This window comes from Streptomyces sp. 1222.5 (assembly GCF_900105245.1).
In the GTDB taxonomy this organism is placed as follows: Bacteria; Actinomycetota; Actinomycetes; order Streptomycetales; family Streptomycetaceae; genus Streptomyces; species Streptomyces albidocamelliae.
Genome location: NZ_FNSZ01000001.1, coordinates 286,179 through 302,518, shown reverse-complemented (window position 1 = coordinate 302,518; position 16,340 = coordinate 286,179). Strand labels below are relative to the sequence as shown.

The following is a 16,340-nucleotide window of genomic DNA, read 5'->3' as shown; positions in this document are numbered from 1 at the left end:
AAGGTACTCGGCCACACCGCGCCTGGCAGATGCGGCCAGCGCCGACCAGCGGCGACTCGGTGTTGGCTGCTGCCGAGCGGTGCCCCTGCCCGAAGTCCGTCTGTTGTCGCTCAGGGCCCCGGTGGTCCTGCGGGCGTCCGCCGTCGTATGCGACGGCCGCCGCGCCCGGCCTCCGCTCATCCTGGTCGCCGACCTGTTCGCCCGGCGAGGAGCGGACACCTCCCCGCCGTCGCAGCACGCGGCGGATAGCCTGCCACTTGGGACACCAGCCATACCCGTACGGCAACCGACGATGAGGAGATCGCCCGTGACGACGACCGCCCGCGCCACCGTGCAGCACGAAGACGAGCGGGTCCGGGTCACCCGCTGGGACTTCGAACCCCAGGAGAGCACCGGCCGTCACGTGCACGGGTACGACTACGTCGTCGTACCCGTCACCGACGGGCAAACCGGTGTAGTCACTCCCGACGGCACTGTCACCTCCTCGCAACTGCGGGCCGGCCAGTCCTACGCGCGCCCTGCCGGCGCCGAACACGAAGTCGTCAACACCGGCACCGCCCCGCTGACCTTCATCGAGATCGAACTGAAGTGACGGCACCTGAAGTCAACGAAGCACGGTGAACCAACGGCGGCCCCGCGCACGCGCCGTACAGCAATGTCCAGTACGTGCCGCCCTGCCCACGGCCGCAGCCGGGACCGGGGAGTGCTCAACACCGACCGGGCCACCGCAGCGTCGCTTCGGCCCCGACGGGTTCGCTGCGCTCGAACCGCGGATAGGGTCGAGGGCGTGAGTCGACCACGGAAGCGCGTACAGCCGGTGCCGGATCCTGAACGGGCAGCGGCGGCCGCCGCGTTCCTTGCCGGCCAGGAGATCACCCGGACCCAGTGCGGGAGGTGCGGTTCCGAGGTCGCCGGGGTCAATGGCCGGTACGCATGCGGCGTTTGTGGGTGGATCAATCACTGGTCGGAGGGCCATAAGGCGTTGCCGACCGCGGCGGACGATGAGAGCGCGATGGAGATGCCGGAAAGCCTCAGGCTGACGACCTAGGGGACTACCCCGCTGCTGGTGTACGGGTCATGAGGGCGCTTTGCGGAGAAGCCCTGGACATGACCACAGCATCACCCGAAACCGCGCTCATCCGCCGGGCTCCACGCCTCGGCCTACTCGCCGGCGGGCGCTTGGGCGCGGGGTTGCTGGCGGCCTCGCTGATCCGGCAGTCCCGCACGGGGAACGACCCAGCGCCTGTCCGGGTTGTCGGTGGTGGCTGGGAGGCTGGTCGTATGAACGGCGATGAGCAGTTGCTGCGTGGCCGGGTCTACGGCTGCGAACACGACGACCCCAATCCCGGCCCCCTGCCCCAACGGACGTACGCCACGCTCGTCGGCGGCCCCTTGGACGGTCTGTTGCTGGACATCACCGGGTGGACGGCGCAAGAAGTCGACGGTGGCGTCGCGCTGTCCACCGAACTGTCGCGGTGGCCCGGCGGCCGAGCACTGTACGACCCGAACGCTGACGAACCGCGCATACCGGGCCCGGGGGTGGCCTGCCGCTTCCACTATTCCGGCGACACACCCTGACCGCCTCGCCGCCGCGGAGCGCTGGAGGTCCAGCGGTCGGCTCGCGGCAGCCGCTACCGTCGGCCGGCCTGGGAGAAGGCCCGAAACGCGGCCCGACGAGACCTACCGGACGCTCTGAACCCGACATGCTCCTGACCGCCGGGCCCGGGTCGCTCTTCTCTTTTCGCCCCACCGTTTCACCGCACCCGGCTACCAGGGCCGCAACTGGGGCAACGCCCCTTCGCACGGGTCGGTACCTGCCACGCCGCGAAGAAATTTATGGGCAGCTGTCGATCCGGCCACGTCCCGTTCGACGTCAAGATGTGCGGCGCTTTCCCGCACGCCGGCGCGACAGGACTGACGAGGACGCACGTGGAGCAACTGCTGAGAGTCATGAACTTCAACGTCTCGAGTGACGGAATCGGTGCCGGTGAGCACCAGAGTCTCGAGCGGCCGTTCGGCTTCGATCATCCCGAGAGGTTGTTCGCCTGGGCCGGAGCCACGGCGAGCTGGCCCATGCGCGGGGATTCCGGGGGGAGCCGGGGCCTCGACGACTACTTCACGCGGGACTTCGCGCGCAACATCGGCGCCGAGATCATGGGGCGCAACAAGTTCGGGCCCCAGCGCGGGCCCTGGCAGGACCATGACTGGCGCGGCTGGTGGGGCCAGGAGCCTCCGTTCCGCACCCCGGTGTTCGTCATGACGCACCACACGCGTCCGTCGTTCATGCTGTCCGACACCACGTTCCACTTCGTCGACGGCAGCCCGGCCACGGTCCTCGCACAGGCACGGGAAGCGGCGCAGGGCAAGGACGTCCGACTCGGCGGCGGGGTCACCACCGTCCGGCAGTTCCTTGATGCCGACCTCGTCGACACCATGCACGTGGCGGTCTCGCCGGTGAAGCTCGGGTCCGGACTACGGCTCTGGGAGTCCCCCGATGAGCTGCTCGACCGGTTCCACCTGGAGATCGTGCCCAGTCCGAGCGGCGTGACGCACCACCTGTTCTGGCGAAGGTGACGCCAGGCCCCACTCGAGGAAGCCCTCTACCGGCGGACCGCCGAGATCAGTCCGCCGGGTCCCTCCTCGCGCTGGGGCGGGGTGCTGAGTGGGCGGCCGTAAGCGGCAGCGCGTTCGCGCAGGGTGTGGCTGTCGGCCTCCCAGCCGTGCCCGGCCAGCCAGCCCACCGGGTCGTCGGGCATCTCCGAGACCCACATGGACGCCGCTGATCCCGGCGCGGCATCGGCGCCGAAGCGCTCGAGCACGCCACGCGAGCCCAACGTCAGCCCCATCCGACTGCCCGCCGCCGACTGTGCGCTGATCCGGGCCAGCAGCAGCTCCACCGCGTCCTCGGGCAGATAGATCAGCAGCCCTTCGGCGATCCACACAGTCGGCAACGCCGGGTCGTGCCCCGCGTTGGCCAGCGCGCCGGGCCAGTCCTCACGCAGATCCACCGCGACGGTGATCCGCTCGCAGCGTGCGACGGCCCGCTCCTGGCGCAGCACGGAAGCCTTGAAGTCCAGTGGCGCGGCGGTGTCGACTTCGAACAGCCGGGTGCCCTCGGGCCAGTCCATCCGGAAGGCCCGGCTGTCCATGCCGGCGCCGAGCAGCACGACTTGCCGGACCCCGGAGGCGGAGGCCTGCTGCAACAGTTCGTCCAGGAACTTCGTCCTGATCACGATGGAGAACGACACGGCCAGCCGGCGCCGTCGCGCGGCCTCGTCATCGGGCAGCGGCGGCGAGGAGGGCCACAGGCCGCCTGCGGTGGCGAAGGCCTGTGCGAGTGGGTCGCGGAACAGCGCGTTCTCCCGCTCGGTCTCCAGCGCCCGTACCCTGGCCACTCCCACCGCTGTGGCCCACACTCCCGACGGCTGCACCCGCTCCTGCTCATCAGTCACCGCGCCAGCCTAGATGGTCGTTTCCAGCGGGCCTGATGAGTGGAGTCATTTTCATGCGCGGCCGGCCAGTCATGCGCGCACCGACTGCCCGAGACACTAAAGTGCACCTGCAGCAGCCCACCGCCGCTGATTCTCGCGCAGCCACCGGTAGATGACACCGGCCACCCGCGCTCCGAGGTGGGCTCCCGACGCTCCCGAGTGGCAGCGCAGTTGCCTTCGGGCGACAAGGGGGACAGGGGCGTCGGTCGCTGTCTTGCCCGGTGGCGGCCCACCGTCGCGACTGTCCCGCCCCGCCACCACGGCCGAACCCCCCTGCCCCAGGGCCGCGCGTGCCGCCGTAGCGGAAGCGGCCGGAATGCGGTGGTGTCCGGGCATGGCTTCGAAGCCGTGGATCGAGCAGTTGCCGCACACTGTCGCGTGCACACGTCGAGGGCGCCCCACCGTGCCGATGCAACGCGAGTGTGCCTTCGATGGGATGGGCCGGTGACATCGCCGCCGTATAGGCCATTCGGAGCCCCGGTCACGCAATGGCCGTGACCGGGGCGCCCCAGGAACAGCCTCCGTGGAAGGTGCCGACCGCCGCTAGTTCCGGTACCGGAACACGATCCGGCCACGCGTCAGGTCGTACGGCGGGAGCTCCACCAACACCCGGTCTTCCAGCATGATCTTGATGTAGTGCTTGCGGATCTTCCCGCTGATGTGCGCGAGTACCTGATGGCCGTTCTCGAGCTCCACGGTGAACATGGCGCTGCGCAGGCACTCGACGACCTTGCCTTCGACCTCGATGACGTTCTTGTTCTTCGTCATCGCACCAGCTCCAGGTTGCTGCTCATCGGCCGGGCGCCGATGCCGTCGAACAGCGCCGAGGCTGCGTGGTTGGACTCGTGGACTTCGGTCCAGGCGGCGGTGCTCCCGGAGCCGTACAGCGTTCCGAGCGCGTGGGCCAGCAGTGCCCGCGCGATGCCGCGGCGCTGCTCGCCGGTCCGGACCGCGATCAGCCCGATGCGGGGCCGTTTCACCGTTACCACCCGGATCAGCCCCAGGTAGCGGTGCGGCGTCGCCGCCACCGCGTACTTCGACGGGTGGACGACGGTGTCGCCGGCGGGGCGGGGAATCACCTCCGCGGGCATCGACTGCCATCCGACGGTCTCTTCGACTTCGTCACGGATCGCGCGGTCCAACGCCCGCAGCAGACTCTCGTCCGCCTGACCGGCGGGCACGATCGTCACGCCCGGAGGCGGCAGGACTGCTTCGAGCCCTGTGACCCGCGGGTCGGTCGGCACGACGTACTCCCACTCGCGGCGCCGGATCGTGAAACCGGCTCGCCGCCAGCCGGCCGTCAGCTCGACGTCGGCTTCGTCGACCACCGTGTAGAGAGGCGCCGGCAGTTCCGCGACCATCGCCTCGGCGAGCCGGTCGAAGGCGGCGTCGTTCCAGGCGTCGATGCTGACGAACAAGCGTCCGTCGGGCCGGTGCTCCGCATGCCCGCGCCCGACCACCAGGTCGTCTTCCAGCGCGTGCCATTGCCTGTCCGCGACACGCGTGACGGTCACCGCGTTGTCGCTCAGGCCAGAAATGAGAGGTCTTGTGTTCATCGGAGTCTCCTCAGGAGTGCCTCGATCTCAGGCGCTCCTGGCGACACCGAATGTCAGCCGCCGGACCGTGACGGGTTGAGGGAGCACCCATGGGTGATTGTGTTCACGGGGCTCACCTCCATACGACGACTTCACGGTCCACCACGAAAGTAGGGGAGCGGTGCCGTCTCGCTCAAATCATTTTCCGTGAGCAGGCCCTTGGTGCCGGTACCGACCGCGCCGCGACACCCGGTGGGGGACAGCCCTCGGGTCCCCCCGTGTCCGGAGCGCGGTTCTGACGCGACCGGGACCGGTGGACGTCATCACTCGCTCGGCGTACGCGACGTCCTTCAGCCTCGTCCACTCCAGCGTCCACTCCCGCACCGAGGCGGAACTCCCCGCGCTGGCCAAGGCCGGCTCACTGGTGAGCTCGACTTCTCCGACGCAGAGGAATTCCGCCGGCTGCGGCTGGCCGACACCGAGTGCCCACAGTCCGCGGCAGAGCGCGACGGTCGCGCCGTAGGGCGAGCTGATCCGGCGTCAGGGTCACAGGGCTGGGCTGCCCGTGACTTAGCCGAACGACACGAAGGCGGTCACAGGTTGCGCCCGATGTGCCGTCGGTCCGGCTACCCGCCACGCTCAGAGATCATTGGGACCGTGGAAGGGGCTGCTCCGTCCAGATGGACTTGCCGGTTCGGGTGTGCCGGGTGCCCCAGCGTTGGCACAGTGCGGAGATGAGCTGCAGGCCGCGCCCTCCTTCGTCCATGGCGGAGGCGTGGCGGATGTGCGGTGTGGTCAGGCTGGCGTCGGTGACCTCACAGGTCAGTGTGCGGCTGCGCAGCATGCGCAGTCGGATGGGGCCGTAGGCGTGCCGGACGACGTTCCCGACCAGCTCACTGACCAGCAGCTCGGTGGTCATGATCAGGTCCTCATCGGTCAGGCCCCACTCGGTGAGCTGTGAACGGACCAGCTCGCGGGCCTGGCCTGCCGCCATCGGGTCCTCGGGCAACGGCCACTCGGACACATTCTCCGCGGCCAGCGGGTGGGTGGCGGCCAGCAGCAGGGCGGCGTCATCGCTCAGTGCGCCGTGGGCCGGTAGGAGAGCGGAGGCGAGTGTGGCGCAGAGGGCGTCCAGCTCCGACGCGTCCGCCGGCGAGGTCGCCAGGGCGTTCGCGGACTGCGAGAGGAGCTCGGCGAGGTGGCGCATGCCGGTGATGATGTCCCTGTCCTTGCTCTCGACGAGACCATCGCTGTAGAGGGCGAGGAGGCTGTCGGCGGGCAGCAGGGTCTCCAGGGCTTCGAAGGGGGGAGCGGCCACCCCCAACGGCGGGTCCGGAGTGACAGGCAGGAAGTTGACGGTGCCGTCGGGGTGAGCCACGGCCGGGGGCGGGTGACCGGCGCTGGCGTAGGCCAGACGTCGGGTCACCGGGTCGTATATGCCGTACAGACAGGTGGCGAAAGCGTCGCTTCCCAGGTTGCCGACGATGTCGTTGAGGTGACTGAGGATTTCGTCGGGCGGTAGATCCAGTTCCGAGAGGGTGCGCACAGCCGTGCGGAGGCCGCCCATGATGGCGGCTTCGGCCATGCCGTGGCCCATCACGTCACCGATCACGAGTGCCACCCTTGCCGCGGAAAGCGGGATCACGTCGTACCAGTCACCACCGACGTCGGCTCCCTGTTTCGCCGGCTGGTAGCGGGCCGCCGTCGTCACCTGAGGCAGCTCGGGCAGTGCCTTGGGCAGCAGGCTGCGCTGGAGGGTACGGGCTCGCGTCGTCGCCTCGTCGTAGAGCCCGGCCCGCTCCAGCGCCTGCGCTATCAGTCCGCTGAGAGCCGCCAACAGGGTCTTCTCCTCTTCGCCCAGTGCCCGTGGTCGGCCGAAGGAGATCACTGCCGCGCCGATCTCGCGCCCCGACACGGCCAGCGGTAGGAAGGCCCACGTCGCTTTGCCTCCCTCGCGGACCAGCTTCTCGGTTGCCGGGTAACTCTCCAGCATCTCCTCGGGCGAGGAGATGCAGAGGGGAGCGCGGGTGTGCAGGGCGTACCCCACCGGGTTCGTCGTGTCCCCCAGTTCCCAGGTGCCGTCCAGAAGTCGGATGAAGCGTTCCGGATATCCGCGGGATCCGATGACGGTGAGCCGGTCGCCGGTTACGCCGAGCATGATGAGCCCCGTGGCCCCAAGGGGTTTCATCACGCTGTCGGCCACTGCCGCCATCACGTCCTGGGCGGTGGCCGCCTCGGCCAGCTCCCGCGTGATCCGCTGGACCAGGGCCGCCCGTTCCGCGGCTGCCTGTTCCGCGTCGGCTCGCTCGACTTCGCGCAGATGCCGCTCGGTGGTGTCGGTGATGTAGAGCGTGAGTCCTTCCGGGACCGGTACCAGTCGCAGGTGGTACCAGGACCGCCCGTCCGGCCCCGGTACGTCGAATCCGGCCGGTCCGCCCTCGGCCGCTGTCATCCGACACCGTTGCTCGAGCCCCGGCACGGCTTGCAGTGCGGGAATCTCCCAGAGCAGACATCCGGCCACGTCCCCCGCGGGACCGAACAGCTTTTCAGCCGCCTCGTTGAGGAACCCGATGCGCCAGTCCGTGTCCACGGAGACGAAGCCGTCGCTCATGTGTCGCAGCGCCCGTCCCACCGACTCGGCGGTGGTGTGCGTTTCGCTGCTGTCACGAAGGGTGCCGATCACCTTCACCGGTGCCCCGGCTTCGTCCGTGATCGTCCGGGCGCGAGCCTCGATCCACAGGTACGTGCCGTCCTGGCGCCGGATCCGGTACTCGTCCTGGAAGCCGCCGCGGAGCTGGATGCCCATGTCGAAGCCGGTGACCGCCCCCGGAAGGTCATCGGGGTGGATCAGCGCCGCCCATGCCTCGATGCCGCCGGCCATCACCTCCGGATCGATGCCGGTCAGCACCTTTTCCACGGGCCGGTCGGAGGTCAGCTCACCGGTACGCAGGTCCCATGTATAGGTGACGGAGGGCACCCCTTCCGCATACCACGGGTCCACTTCCCCAGATCCGGGCCCGTTTTCCAGGGCCCGCAGCAGGGCGGGAGACGGGTTGAGGATCCCGGAAGCACTGAGCCTCCCGGACACCCAGGCGGCCACCTCGTTTAGGAACGCGCACTCCGCCGCGCCGGGCTGGTCATCCGCTGAGAAGAGGACCGAGAGCGCGCCCCGCCGCTTGCCGCCGCCCGGAACGGGGACGGCCAGGTGCGCGATGCCGGCGGGGAGCCGGGAAGGCCACAGTGCGGCAGGGTCCCGGCCCGGCACCGGGTCGGGCGGGGCCAGGTGAGGTTGCCACATGATGGCGTCGTGACGGGCGGCCCGGCTGGGCGGTGCCGTGCCCCGTGCCGGGATGACCAACCAGGGCCGGGTCATCGATTCCGGCAGGCCACTGTCGGCGACCAGGTAGAGGATGCCGCTCATCCCGCCGCCCGGGAGATGGACCATTCCGCCCAAGCCGCGCACCTCGGCCACGGCCTGCTGGAGCGCCGTCACCAGCACGTCGACATCACGCCGGTCCTCGTCCACGGCGTCGAGCAGCCGCATGCGCACACTGTGCCGTTCCTGGGGCCCCATGGTCTGCCGGGTTCGCGGGCCTTGGGTCTGGTGTGGTGGACGGTGAGCGCGGGACTTGGGGGAGTCGATGCCGTTCGCATCGCTGCTTCTGGTATTCACCACGCCGACTGTCGCCTCCGCTCACCGCTCGGGTGCTGGCTGGGCTCTGTGTGATCGGTGGCGGACCGCAGTGATCTACATCCGCCGGACCCATCCTGATCTGGATGAATTCAGGCGATCTAATCCTGTCCATTGACTTTTGGCAATAGGTCTACTTTATGTGGCGTTTGGTCGCTTTCCGTTACAGCGAGGGCCATCTCGCCGGAAGCCGGAACATCGCGCGAGCAGGGCACGGCGGTGCTCGGCGGTGGGTGTGATGCCGGGGGCGGGGTCACTTTGAGGAGCCGTGCGCTCTGTGGCTCAGTCAGTTGAATTGTTCGCCGCCTCATTGGCCGCGCAGTCCCGAACTGGAGTAAAGCTCAGCGATTCCCCGCCGATATTTCTTGCGCAGGTAGCTGGTACATGCATCCTCCTGTTGGCAAAGAGGTCTCTGGCCAGGCATGTTGCCCCTGCGAGCGATGATCGTTATGTCCCTCACGTCAGCGAGCTGCACACGTACTATGTGCTGGGATCACGCCGGTCCTGGTCGCAGGCCGACGCGGGCGAGATCTGCGGAAGCGACTTCGCCGCCGAATACGAATCTCGGAGCGGCCATGTCTACCGATCGGACAACAAGGAACCCGTCACCGCTCCGGACGACATGGCGGAGATTCTCGATCAGCAGGACCACCCTATGAACGGTGGATGTGCCGAGATGCAGTGCCTGAGCAAGGCGTACGCAAGAGAGGACGAGCCGGGAATCCGAGGGGGGAACATGTCCACGGTACATGTGAGCGATACGCCCAAGGGCGACCATGGTGCCCCTGCGACTCCGTGCAAGGCATGCCGGCGAGTCATGGACAGTCTGGGGGTGAACTACTAGCGAGCGGCAGGCCTATGGACTTCACCTCCGGATTGACTCCTACGACGATGGCCGCCCTGCGGCTGGCCGGCTGGTTTCCCGGGCGATGTGTCGACGTGTCCTCCGACGTCCAGTCCCTGGAGGGGCAGGGGTACGTTCCCAGTCCAGTGACGACCGACTTCCTCGCATCGTTCCGGGGACTGAAGATCGGACCGGCCCGTGAGGACGGCCCCAACTTCATCAACGGTGAACCGTTCTTCGTCGACGCAGTGGGGGTCGGCGGGAGGCATCAGGACGAAGCGTCGGTGATCGGTTCCGTCATCGGCGGCTCGTGGTTTCCCGTCGGCTGGTGGCTCAGCTATTCGCACGTCTTCATGCGGCAGGACGGTGCAGTAGCCGCTTACGCGAACGGCCTGATATGGAGCCTTGGAAGCACACCTGGCGAGGGGTTGGACCTCATGGTGAGCGCGGATCGCCCGTTGATCTGCGTTCATGCACCGAACGGGATGAAGCCGTGGCCTAAATAGGGCTCACGCCCCTGGATCTCCGGATCGAGCAGACGCAGATTCACCTTCGGGCTCTGCAGGGGATCTTCCGAATGCGTCAGCGGCCCCGCCGGAATGCTCTCCGGCGGGGCCGCTGGTGTGACCGACCCAAGCTGACCCTCGGCGTGCTCCCTCGACAGCCTTTGTCACTACGGCCATGGCGCCGGCGAATTGCCGAGAGACACCTGACTCAGGGACGCAGAGCGCCGCTCTTCGCCACGTCCCGGGCGGCCGATGAGGACCGCCCGGGACGCCCGGCTCAGGCGAGGTCGAACCGGTCGAGATTCATCACCTTGTTCCACGCTGCCACGAAATCACGTACGAACTTGTCTTTCGCATCCTGGGCCGCGTAGACCTCCGAGAGGGCGCGGAGCTGGGAGTGCGCACCGAAGACCAGGTCGACGGCGGTAGCGGTCCATTTGACCTCGCCGGTGGCGCGATCCCGACCCTCGAACACGTTCTCGTCCGCAGTCGACGCCTTCCACTCCGTGCCCATGTCGAGCAGGTTGACGAAGAAGTCGTTGGTCAGGATTCCCGGCCGGTGGGTCAGGACCCCGTGGGGAGACCCCTTGAAGCCGGTGTTCATTGCCCGCATGCCACCGATCAGCACCGTCATCTCGGGAGCGGTCAGCGTCAGCAGGTTGGCGCGGTCCAGCATGAGTGTCTCCGGCGACAGCTTCTCACCGGCGGGAAGGTAGTTGCGGAAGGCATCCGCCTTGGGCTCCAGCACGGCGAACGACGCCGCATCCGTCTGCTCCTGTGAGGCGTCCGTACGCCCCGGTGCGAACGGAACCGTGATGTCGTACCCGGCGTTCCTCGCTGCCTCCTCGACGGCCGCGCTCCCGCCGAGGACGATCAGGTCTGCGAGGGAGACCCGCGTTCCCCCGGTCTGGGAGAGGTTGAAGTCCTGCTGGATCTGCTCGAGCGTGCGCAGTACCTCGGAGATCTCGGGGAGGTCGTTGAGCTCCCAGTCCTTCTGCGGAGCGAGCCGGATCCGTGCTCCGTTCGCCCCGCCGCGCTTGTCGGTGCCGCGGAAGCTTGCCGCCGACGCCCAGGCGGTGGTGACCAGCTGGGGGATGGAAAGGCCTGAGGCGAGGATCCTGCCCTTGAGGGCGGCGATGTCCTCGTCCCCGACCAGCTCGTGATCGACGCCGGGAACGGGGTCCTGCCACAGTTGCGGCTCGGGAATCCACGGACCGAGGTATCGCGAGAGGGGTCCCATGTCGCGGTGCAGCAGTTTGTACCACGCCTTGGCGAACGCGACCGCGAGTTCGTCCGGGTTCTCGTGGAACCTCTTGGTGATCGGCGCGTAGACCGGGTCCACCTTCAGCGCGAGGTCCGTCGTCAGCATCATGGGAGCGTGCCGCTTCGACGGATCATGGGCGTCGCGTACGGTGCTCACGGCCGCGGGATCCGAGGGAGTCCATTGATGGGCGCCGGCGGGGCTGCTCGTCAGCTCCCACTCGTACCCGTAGAGATTGTCCAGATACCCGTTGTCCCACTTGGTGGGCTCAGCGGTCCATGCGCCCTCGAGACCACTGGTGAGCGCGTGGGGGCCCGAGCCGGTGCCGTATGTGTTCCGCCAGCCGAGTCCCTGCTGCTCGATGGAGGCGGCCTCGGGTTCCGGGCCGATGTAGCTGGCTTCGACCGCACCGTGACACTTGCCGAAGGTGTGGCCGCCGACGATGAGTGCGACCGTCTCCTCGTCGTTCATCGCCATGCGCCCGAACGTCTCTCGAATGTCCAGGGCGGCGGCCACCGGGTCCGGGTTTCCGTTGGGCCCCTCCGGATTGACGTAGATCAGTCCCATCTGTACGGCGGCGAAAGGACCGGTGAGTTCCCTGTCGCCGCTGTAGCGCTCATCTCCGAGCCATGTGTCCTCGGGCCCCCAGAAAATCTCCTCGGGTTCCCAGATGTCCTGTCGCCCGAATCCGAACCCGAACGTCTTGAACCCCATGGATTCCATGGCGCAATTTCCGGCGAAGACCAGAAGATCGGCCCAGGAAATTTTCCGGCCGTACTTCTGTTTGACCGGCCACAGCAGACGGCGGGCCTTGTCCAGGCTCGCGTTGTCCGGCCAGCTGTTGAGGGGGGCGAAGCGCTGTGCGCCGCTGCCGCCACCGCCACGGCCGTCCTCGATACGGTACGTTCCCGCGGCATGCCAGCTCATACGGATGAAGAGCGGCCCGTAGTGACCGTAGTCCGCGGGCCACCAGTCTTGGGATGTGGTCATCACCTCGAAGACGTCACGCTTGAGCGCGTCCACGTCGAGGGTCGCGAACTCCTCCGCGTAGTCGTAGTCCTCGTCCATCGGATTGGATCGGGGCGAGTGCTGATGGAGAACCTGGAGGTCCAGCTGATTCGGCCACCAGTCCCGGTTCGTCCTGGGCCGCCGACTCGGTGTGGGCGTCGGCGAAGGGATTGCTGGATTCTCACTTTCACTGCCGGACATGCCCGTCCTTCTTCCTGTGTCGGTGTTCCTCCTGCCGGCTGCCGCCCTTTACGTCGTTGCTTGCTGGTGTCGAGTACATCGACCCACACAATCAGCGCGCCTCGGCGCTCACCGGTTGGAAATTGTGCTGTGCCGCATCCATATGGTCGCGCACCGCAGGCCACACCTCTATGAAACACGCGGAGCACCCCGCATGACAGATGTGAGACAGAAGGCGGTTTTTCCGCTCCGTGGCAGTTTTTTGAGGCACGCCGAGCCGCATACGCCGGCCCGGACTCGCCGGAGCGATTTGGGATGCCTGCCATGTCCCCGACGTACAGTGCGTCGGCTGTCGGCGCCTAATGGGTCTTGCGAGGGTGTTGCGAATGGCTTGGTGGACGGGCGGGTCTGGACGATGGCCGGCCTGCGGTTTTCCTTCATGGCGAGGTTGCGCCTGGTGGCTACGGCCTGGACGGCGGGGTGGAGGCCGGCGCCCCATCGGCGGCAGTCGCGGAGGGTGGCTTCCCAGTACTTCCGCCACAGGCCGACCCGGCCGCGCAGCGACATCGGCCTGTGACACCTCCGCCGTCCTGGGGTGCGGCAAGCCACTCGCTACCAGCGCCTCAGCCGTGATGCCTCCGACCGGTGCGCCTGAGCGGCAAGGCTCGACAGCAAGGCCCACTCCACCCTGGCCACCGGTCCGCCCACCACAGCCGACGTGTCGGTGCGGCGGTGCGTGAGGGGTGGGGCTGGGGGAACCATGCGTGGCTGGCGGCGCCCGCGCATATGCCCCGTTCCCCGCGGAAGTAACTCGCATCTTGTGGGCTTGTCAGTCAGAGGTGAGGGCATCTGGTGGCCAGGAGGTTGATAACGATGGTTCCCCTGCTTCTGGTTCTTCTGCTGGCTCTGATTCTCTTCGGTGCGGGTTTCGCATTGAAGGCGCTGTGGTGGATCGCGGTGATCGTGCTCGTCGTGTGGCTGCTGGGCTTCGTCGTCCGTTCCGCGGACAGTGGCGGCCGTAAGGGCCGCTGGTACCGCTGGTAGGCGACGGACACATCCGGCGCCAGGAACGCGCCACGCGCGAGAGGTGATGGGGCTCGGCCGGATACGGCCGGGCCCCACTCCCATATGTGCCCGCAGCAGGCGAGCGTTCCCTGAGGGCCGCGAGTCACTCGTGACGAGGGTAGCCATCACGCGGACGAGCTCAACCCCCGTGAGGGCGGGCCATCTTCTTCACTTGAAACTGGCCGGGTCTACGGCGGCGACCAACACGCCCCCCGACCCGGCCCGTTCCCCGCCGCGCCGCGCGCACTGGGCTAAGGCATGACCTGCCGTTTCTCCTACACCACGACCACACCAAGACGACAGGCGTTCGGGATGAACGCAGCGTCGTGGTGAAGTCGAACTCTGAGAATGGCAACAGAGTTAGTGACGGCCAGCAGAACGGCCGCCTGTTTGAAGATGCCCAGCGGGGCCCGGCGATCTGCGGCTGCGCCGTGTGGACGCGAGTGGGCGGATGCGTTGCGCAGGCAGGCGGCGGGGCCCGAGGGTCCCGGCTGCGTGCCCGTGGGCCGGGGGTGTCAGACCATGGCGAGCCGGTCCACCAGCAGTTCCACCCTGGACTCGGCGTACTCGGGCAGCAGGCGGCCCGCGCGAGTCAGGGTCGCCAGGCCGTGCAGGGACGCCCAGAACACCTCAGTGAACAACCCCGGATCGACGCCGTCCCCGGCGACCTCGCCCAGGCTCTCCATCAGCGCGGCGAAGGCGTCCTTCAAAGGCTCCGGGGTGTCCTCCTGGGCGTACGCGAGGCCGCCGTCGAGCTGGAACAAGGCGTCGTAGACCGCCGGGTTGCGTGCGGCGAAGTCGAGGTAGGCGCGGGCCAGGGCGGCGATCCGGGCGCGCGGGTCGTCCTCGGCGGAGGTCGCGGCCCGCACCGCCGTGGCCATTTCGGCGGCGCCCTCCAGTGCGACGGCTCCGATGATCTCCCGTTTGCCGCGGAAGTGGCTGTAGAGGACGGGCTGACTGTATTCGATGCGCTCGGCGAGCCGGCGGGTGGTAACTGCATCCCAGCCCTGCTGCTCGGCGAGTTCGCGGGCTGTCGCCACGATGAGGCGTTCGCGCTCCGCCCGTTCGCGCTCCTTGCGTTCCTTTACCGACATGAATCGATCCTAGCACTGCTAGACAACCGAGCGGCAGCAGTACTAGCGTTGCCCTGTCGGCTAGCAATGCTAGAAAGCGGAGGGATCGTCATGCTCAACACCCTTGAAGTCGTCACCACCGTGATCGTCGGCCTGATGGTGGGGGTGGAGTTCTGCGTCGCCTTCATCACGAACCGGATCCTGGACGCGCTTCCCGAGGACAGCGGCCAGCTCGGCCACGCCCACGGCGGCCGGATGCTCGGCGCCCTGATGCCGTTCTGGTACATAGGCTCGGTCGTCCTCAGCGCGATCTGGGCCGTCGCCGGATGGCACCATCACGGCGCCGTACTCGTCGTCATCGCCGCCGGACTTCTGATCCTCAGCGTGGTCATGTCGATCCTGCTGCTCGTCCCGATCAACAACCGAAACAAGACCTGGACCCCCGACAACCGGCCCGCCGACTGGAAGCAGCAGCTGCACCGCTGGAACCGCTACCACTACGTCCGCGTCGCCGTCATCATCGCCGCCTTCACCCTGCTGGTCGCCGCTCGCTCCTGAAACCACCGGTGCCCTGACGGCGACGGCCACGGCTTCCTGGTCATCAAGGGAATCCGTGACGTCGTCTTGGCCTTGGTCCTGTGCGTTCTGCTGGTGGCGGGTCATCGCCGGGCGCTGGGCTGGGTGTTGCTGGTGGAGGCTCTCGCCGTGTACGGCGATCTGAGCAACGTGTTGGCCCACCACGGCTCCGTGGCCACCGTCCTCTTCTTCCGGGAGAAGGTGCCGCCGAAGAGAAGAAAGCCCCGCCAAAGGGGCAGCCGCGGTAGATGAAGCGGACACGACGCCGCAGCAGCAAGGATGGGTGCAGGCTACGGAGAAGATGTGCACTCGAATACTTGCGCGCGCGGGCGTCCGGTGGACGTCGACGCCCAAGTGTTCGCCGGAGTCATCCGTCCTGGAGACGTGGTCCCCGGACAGGTGGCGGTGCGAGGCGGCTTGCTCGCCACGGAGATCCAGGGCTTCTCCTTCGAGGTACTCGCGTATGGCCTGCCGCCCCCGGAGTCCGCGCGGGGGACGACGAGGTCAACCGTGCTTATGCGGACGGCCCCTTCACGGTGTCCAGGGGCGAGGAGGTCGTCGTGCCGTTCGCGGTCCGGCAGCCCTGGGCGACGCCGTTCACCGAAATGGCGGGGCGTGCACTGGGAGTCGTCCTGGAACTGCGGACGCGCGTGGACGACACTGCGCCGAGAACCGGTTCGGACGAGGCCCTGCTGCACGTCTCGCCTCTGCCCCTGCACGAGGCGGTTCTCGAACCCTTCTCCGGGCACGGATACACCTGCGAGGCAGGGCGGTTGACGAGGAGTGGATCCCGGACATCGACCAGCCCTACGACTTCTACCAGATGCTCGAACTGCGGGACCGTGTGAGGGACGGGGTCGGCATGGACCTCGAACTCGTCCTCCTCACCAACGCGGTCGGCTGCGAGGTCCTGCTGCGCCGGTCCGGCCACGGCGTCCAATCCTGGGAAGAGAAGCCCCCGGCCAGCCGTTTCGTCGTGGCGCACCACGATCTTGACCGTACCGACTGAAACCGGCTGGTGGCCGATTGCCTGCGCCAGGTGAGGGCGGTCTGACCCTCCACCTTCGCCGCCTCAGGGTGAGGTGGGCCTTCCATCGCCGCACCTGCTGA

The 16,340-nt window shown here is 67.9% G+C and carries 14 protein-coding genes and 1 pseudogene; 9 read left to right on the top strand and 6 right to left on the bottom strand.

The window, feature by feature from the left end:
* Positions 1 to 307 precede the first annotated feature (307 nt).
* From BLW57_RS01505 to BLW57_RS01490, 3 genes are all read left to right on the top strand, one after another.
* Positions 308 to 592 (top strand): cupin domain-containing protein, encoded by a 285-nt coding sequence (locus tag BLW57_RS01505; protein ID WP_093471558.1) that lies wholly within the window; start codon positions 308 to 310, stop codon positions 590 to 592.
* A 689-nt stretch (positions 593 to 1,281) separates the two neighbouring features.
* A complete protein-coding gene (locus tag BLW57_RS01495; protein WP_093471554.1) occupies positions 1,282 to 1,578 on the top strand; it encodes a hypothetical protein in 297 nt (98 codons plus the stop codon).
* Positions 1,579 to 1,929: 351 nt separating this feature from the next.
* On the top strand, positions 1,930 to 2,574 hold the full coding sequence (locus BLW57_RS01490; RefSeq protein ID WP_093471552.1) for a dihydrofolate reductase family protein: 645 nt from the start codon (positions 1,930 to 1,932) through the stop codon (positions 2,572 to 2,574).
* Positions 2,575 to 2,600: 26 nt separating this feature from the next.
* Here BLW57_RS01490 and BLW57_RS01485 read toward each other — a convergent pair whose 3' ends face one another.
* The 4 genes from BLW57_RS01485 to BLW57_RS01470 form a co-directional block, all read right to left on the bottom strand.
* Positions 2,601 to 3,452: a class I SAM-dependent methyltransferase gene (locus tag BLW57_RS01485; RefSeq protein WP_093471550.1), complete on the bottom strand. Its 852-nt coding sequence runs from the start codon at positions 3,450 to 3,452 to the stop codon at positions 2,601 to 2,603.
* 582 nt (positions 3,453 to 4,034) lie between these two features.
* Positions 4,035 to 4,259, bottom strand: coding sequence for a translation initiation factor IF-1 (gene infA / locus BLW57_RS01480; protein ID WP_004936508.1), 225 nt, complete (start codon positions 4,257 to 4,259; stop codon positions 4,035 to 4,037).
* A complete protein-coding gene (locus BLW57_RS01475; RefSeq protein ID WP_093471549.1) occupies positions 4,256 to 5,047 on the bottom strand; it encodes a GNAT family N-acetyltransferase in 792 nt (263 codons plus the stop codon). The genes infA and BLW57_RS01475 overlap by 4 nt, the downstream gene beginning before the upstream one ends.
* 625 nt (positions 5,048 to 5,672) lie before the next feature.
* A complete protein-coding gene (locus BLW57_RS01470; protein ID WP_256339334.1) occupies positions 5,673 to 8,570 on the bottom strand; it encodes a SpoIIE family protein phosphatase in 2,898 nt (965 codons plus the stop codon).
* 1,005 nt (positions 8,571 to 9,575) lie between these two features.
* Here BLW57_RS01470 and BLW57_RS01465 point away from each other — a divergent pair.
* Entirely contained in the window at positions 9,576 to 10,067 is a 492-nt protein-coding gene (locus BLW57_RS01465; protein ID WP_176985403.1) for an SUKH-3 domain-containing protein, read from the top strand.
* A gap of 277 nt (positions 10,068 to 10,344) precedes the next feature.
* Here BLW57_RS01465 and katG read toward each other — a convergent pair whose 3' ends face one another.
* A complete protein-coding gene (katG, locus tag BLW57_RS01460; RefSeq protein ID WP_093471545.1) occupies positions 10,345 to 12,537 on the bottom strand; it encodes a catalase/peroxidase HPI in 2,193 nt (730 codons plus the stop codon).
* 852 nt (positions 12,538 to 13,389) lie between these two features.
* Here katG and BLW57_RS01450 point away from each other — a divergent pair.
* A complete protein-coding gene (locus tag BLW57_RS01450) occupies positions 13,390 to 13,560 on the top strand; it encodes a DUF5670 family protein (RefSeq protein ID WP_059247750.1) in 171 nt (56 codons plus the stop codon).
* A 536-nt stretch (positions 13,561 to 14,096) separates the two neighbouring features.
* Here the strand turns inward: BLW57_RS01450 and BLW57_RS01445 are convergent.
* Positions 14,097 to 14,675 (bottom strand): TetR/AcrR family transcriptional regulator, encoded by a 579-nt coding sequence (locus BLW57_RS01445; protein WP_093471542.1) that lies wholly within the window; start codon positions 14,673 to 14,675, stop codon positions 14,097 to 14,099.
* 90 nt (positions 14,676 to 14,765) lie between these two features.
* Here BLW57_RS01445 and BLW57_RS01440 point away from each other — a divergent pair, with 90 nt between their 5' ends.
* The 4 genes and pseudogenes from BLW57_RS01440 to BLW57_RS41155 all read left to right on the top strand — a co-directional run bounded on the left by BLW57_RS01440 (position 14,766) and on the right by BLW57_RS41155 (position 16,239).
* Positions 14,766 to 15,212 (top strand): anthrone oxygenase family protein, encoded by a 447-nt coding sequence (locus tag BLW57_RS01440; RefSeq protein ID WP_093471540.1) that lies wholly within the window; start codon positions 14,766 to 14,768, stop codon positions 15,210 to 15,212.
* Positions 15,213 to 15,224: 12 nt separating this feature from the next.
* Positions 15,225 to 15,416, top strand: a pseudogene (locus tag BLW57_RS01435) (DUF4267 domain-containing protein); the annotation flags it as partial.
* Between the two features lie 62 nt (positions 15,417 to 15,478).
* The gene (locus tag BLW57_RS42975; RefSeq protein ID WP_093471537.1) at positions 15,479 to 16,078 is read left to right on the top strand and encodes a sporulation protein; all 600 of its coding nucleotides are present in this window, start codon (positions 15,479 to 15,481) and stop codon (positions 16,076 to 16,078) included.
* A gap of 14 nt (positions 16,079 to 16,092) precedes the next feature.
* Positions 16,093 to 16,239: a hypothetical protein gene (locus BLW57_RS41155; RefSeq protein WP_176985401.1), complete on the top strand. Its 147-nt coding sequence runs from the start codon at positions 16,093 to 16,095 to the stop codon at positions 16,237 to 16,239.
* The last annotated feature ends 101 nt before the right edge of the window (positions 16,240 to 16,340 follow it).